The sequence below is a fragment of the Microcystis sp. M53598_WE2 genome (assembly GCF_030067735.1).
In the GTDB taxonomy this organism is placed as follows: domain Bacteria; phylum Cyanobacteriota; class Cyanobacteriia; order Cyanobacteriales; family Microcystaceae; genus Microcystis; species Microcystis aeruginosa.
This window is the reverse complement of sequence record NZ_JASJFE010000095.1, coordinates 1-4,336: the sequence shown is the minus strand read 5'-3', so window position 1 is coordinate 4,336 and position 4,336 is coordinate 1. Positions and strand designations below refer to the sequence as shown.

Sequence of the window (4,336 nt, the reverse complement as noted above, 5' to 3'; positions counted from 1 at the left end):
TTTTATCGAATTTGTGTGATAATCAGGGCTTATCATTCCTAGCAGTTTTGCTAGGCAAGGTTTTGAAGACTATATTTCTGGAAAATTATCCCTATTCTTCTCCCATCGACACAGAAACGGGAAAAACCAGAGATAGTTATTTCAAAAATGAATGTTAAGTAGGTGGGTGGAATTAAATATAAGATGAACGTAGGTTGGGTTGAAGCATGAAACCCAACGCCCCGATGGGTTACGCTACCGCTAACCCATCCTACAAATGATTGTGCCTCCCTACTTAAAAGTTGATAGCTATCTTGCTAAAGATTGACCGCTCAGGCAATAATGGGAAGGTTTATCATGCCCATTAAAGAATGCTCAACGCTTTTATTTGGCTACCGATTATAGGGGCGATACTGATTGCCTACACGCCTCTAGAGGCGAAAAAAGTGCGAGGATTAGCTCTAACTCTTGCTGTCGTTCTCTTACTGCTGAATATTCTCCTTGGCTGGCAATTTGACCCTAGTAACCCGCAAATGCAGTTCACGGTTAACCTGCCTTGGATTAATTTCCTCGGTTTCAACTATGCCCTCGGTGTCGATGGCTTATCATTCTCATTACTTTTTCTTAACAGCATCTTGACAATAATTGCTCTTTATGCTAGTGGCACAGAGGTTAACCGACCGAGATTTTACTATTCCCTGCTCTTGTTACTCAATGCCGGAGTAGCGGGGGCCTTTCTAGCGCAGGATTTACTGCTATTTTTCCTATTTTACGAATTAGAAATCGTTCCCCTTTACTTTCTCATTGCCATTTGGGGGGGGCAAAGACGCGGTTACGCGGGCATGAAATTTTTATTATACACGGCAATTTCAGGCTTTTTAGTGCTAATCTCTTTCCTCGGCTTAGTTTGGCTAACTGGTGCTGATAATTTCGCCTATAATCCCCTTTTATCGAATAATTTAGACGTTAAAACCCAATTACTGCTCCTTATTCCCCTTCTGATTGGATTAGCCATCAAAATCCCGATTTTTCCCTTTCATACTTGGCTACCGGATGCCCACGTCGAAGCATCTACCCCCGTTTCTGTGCTTTTAGCGGGAATATTACTCAAATTAGGAACCTATGGACTGCTGCGCTTTGGAGTCGGTTTATTTCTTGATGCTTGGGTAACTCTCGCCCCTTGGTTAGCAACGATAGCAGCTATCAGCGCTCTCTACGGGGCCAGTTGCGCTATTGCCCAAAAGGATATGAAAAAAGTAGTCGCCTATTCTTCCATTTCCCACATGGCCTATATTTTACTAGCGGCGGCGGCCACCACCAGATTAAGCATCACTGCGGCGATTTTGCAGATGATTAGTCACGGTTTAATTTCCGCTTTGTTATTTTTGTTGGTGGGAGTAGTGTATAAAAAAACCGGCAGCCGGGATGTGGATTATCTACGCGGTTTATTAAATCCAGAAAGAGGTTTACCAATCACGGGAATGTTAATGATTTTAGCGGCTATGGCCAGCGCCGGCATCCCCGGAATGGTGGGATTTATCGCCGAATTTTTGGTCTTTCGTGGCAGTTTCCCGATTTTTCCGATACAAACGCTCTTATGTTTGGTCGCTAGTGGTTTAACCGCAGTATATTTTCTCCTGATGATTAATCGGGTTTTCTTTGGTCGTTTAACCCCCGAATTATCGCGCATTCCTCGCAGTACCTGGCCCGAAAGATTTCCCGAAATTGCCTTGGCTTTATTTATTATTGTTTTGGGATTACAACCGAGTTGGATGATTCACTGGACTGAAAACCAAGCATCAGTGTTATTAACCGGCACGGCAATTAGTCAAAGGCAATCGTAGAAACCTTTTTCGGAATTTTTCAAACCTAGACCGAAACTAACTTGTGGATAGGAGCCGAAACGTCAAAAATTTTTGGCTTTGCGGAGGGAATTAACCGTTAAAACCACCTGTTCCCCCACCAGTTCAATTTCTTCTAAAGTATTAAAACGACTCAACCCGAAGCGCAGGGAGGCATAAGCGAGAGATTCGGGGCGACCCAAGGCAGTTAAAACGTGGGAGGGGGCGGTATGGCTAGAAGAACAGGCAGAACCGGAGGAAAGCGCCACTATTGGCTGTAATCCTAACAATAATGCCGCACCGTCCACCCCTTCAATACTAATATTCAAATTTCCGGCTAATCTTTGGCTAGGATGACCATTGAGATAAATTCTGTCTAATTGACTGATAATCTCCCATAAACGGGCTTTTAACTGGTTTAAGTAGCTGTTATCTTCTTCAATCGCTTTGATGCCCAATTCTACTGCCTTGGCAAAACCGACAATTTGCGGTGTAAATATTGTACCCGATCGCAGTCCTTTTTCCTGGCCTCCCCCTTGAATTTGAGCGGCGAGACGGACTCTGGGGTTTCGGCGCCGGACGTACAGCGCACCGATTCCCTTTGGTCCGTGGACTTTGTGGGCAGTTAAGGACATCAAATCTATATTCATTTCCTCCACATCTAGGGGAATTTTGCCGATTGCTTGGGCCGCGTCCGTATGAAAAAGTACCTGATACTGGCGACAAATCGCCCCAATTGCCGCTAAAGGTTGAATCACCCCAATCTCGTTATTAGCGGCCATAATTGACAGCAAAATCGTGTCAGGACGCAAAGATTTTTCTAGTAGTTCCAAGTCAATTAGGCCATCAGCACTGACGGGTAAAATTGTCACCTCAAAACCTAATTTTTCCAGATAATGACAGGGATCTAAAACGGCCCGATGTTCTGTCACCACCGTAACTATATGCCGTCCCTTGGCGAAATAAGCTTCGGCAACCCCTTTGATAGCGAGGTTATTAGCCTCCGTTGCTCCACTGGTAAAAATAATTTCTTCGGGACTACTATTAATAGCAGCGGCGATTGTTTCTCTTGCCTGTTTAACCGCGGCCTCGGCTGTCCAACCATAGACATGATTAATACTACTGGCATTACCAAAGTGTTCGGTAAAATAGGGCAACATCGCCGCCAGAACTTGCGGCTCTAGGGGTGTCGTGGCGTGGCAATCTAGATAAATCGGTTTTTGAGACATATTTTTCCCCTGCGGGGGATTCGGGAAGGAGATATCCTCTGTTTTAAGAGAATCTCTGAAAGTGCATTGCTAATCTATGTTAACAAAAAAGTATCGGATAAGTAGGTAGGCACAATTATTTGTAGGATGGGTTAGCGGTAGCGTAACATAATCGGGCGTTGGGTTTCATGCTTCAACCCAACCTACGTTCTATGTTAACAAAAAAGTATCGGATAGCAGTCAACAGCTTACGACTCAGTCCAGAACTTTAAGATTTAATAATGAGAGCGCAATCGCTCTCTGACAGCAGTTACAATTTCCCTATTCCAATGTTGTTCAGTAACCCAACAGGATTAATAACACATATTTTCCGGCTCAATCATGGCTAAAAAATCGAAGGCATTTAGTGAACTGCTCAGGCTGCAGAAAATGTCCCAAGGATCCGAAAAACCCTTGAAAAGCTTTGAGAAGAAATTAAGAGAAAAGTCCTTGCCTTTCAAGGAAATTGTCGTCTCTCCTTCTGGGGAAGTCAAAATGTCGGAAGTTCTGGAGGATTTTATCGAGCCTTACCGGGAATCCAATGAAACGAAGGTATCTATGCGAAGATTGCTGACCCTAGGGACAATCGCTTGGAATCTGGCGTTGTCCCCCGAATCAAAGCGGCAAGGGATGATAGACCGAGTTTTTAACAAAGACCTTCTTAACGGAGATAAAAGGCTCAAGGCGGAGATTCAAGAGCTAATCGAGGAGCTAATCGCTAGGAAAAACCGTTATTTCTCGGAAAACAAGCGGATGATTGTGGATTTTGAGTTAAAAGAGCTAGGAAGCGAGTATCATCTCTCGGTTGCCTCCAGCTTGTCGCCCGAATTTTCCGAGTCAGAGTTTGCCTTCAAAGTCGGCGACTCGGTCATCGTCAAACAGGGTGTACTTGACCCAGATTTGGGGACTGACATCGGTGGTTGGCAAGGAAGAATTGTGACAATTGAGCGGCAGAGCAATCTCATCGGCATTGAATGGGATAGCATCACCCTGAAAAACATCCCCAGTTCGGTGATTGACCAGTGTGAAGTGGAAAACTTAGACTGGGCTCAAATGTGCCTCTTCTCAACGGATGTGGAATTAACCCAACCTCGAGATACTGAAGAAGATGTGGCCGCCATCATTGAGCAAATTGAGTCTAACATCGTTGGAGCTATTTAGCAGAAAAGGGAAAGGCGATTCAGGCGGTTGGCCGACGTTGACCCTGAGGAGGAAATGGCGGCTTTAGACGCTTGGAAAAAAACACTTGATTCATTACCCTATTGACCA

3 protein-coding genes are annotated in these 4,336 nt (G+C 44.6%); 2 read left to right on the top strand and 1 reads right to left on the bottom strand.

Annotated elements, in window-relative coordinates; all coding sequences use genetic code 11:
• The first annotated feature begins 350 nt into the window (after window positions 1-350).
• Entirely contained in the window at window positions 351-1,823 is a 1,473-nt protein-coding gene (locus PX636_RS02215; protein WP_288116092.1) for an NADH-quinone oxidoreductase subunit M, read from the top strand.
• Between the two features lie 62 nt (window positions 1,824-1,885).
• Here the strand turns inward: PX636_RS02215 and PX636_RS02210 are convergent, their stop codons facing one another.
• Window positions 1,886-3,049, bottom strand: a complete 1,164-nt coding sequence (locus tag PX636_RS02210; RefSeq protein ID WP_271973400.1) for a cysteine desulfurase family protein — start codon at window positions 3,047-3,049, stop codon at window positions 1,886-1,888.
• A 360-nt stretch (window positions 3,050-3,409) separates the two neighbouring features.
• On the opposite strand from PX636_RS02210, the gene PX636_RS02205 reads away from it, so the two are divergent.
• Entirely contained in the window at window positions 3,410-4,228 is an 819-nt protein-coding gene (locus PX636_RS02205; protein WP_353853447.1) for a hypothetical protein, read from the top strand.
• Window positions 4,229-4,336: the final 108 nt, after the last annotated feature.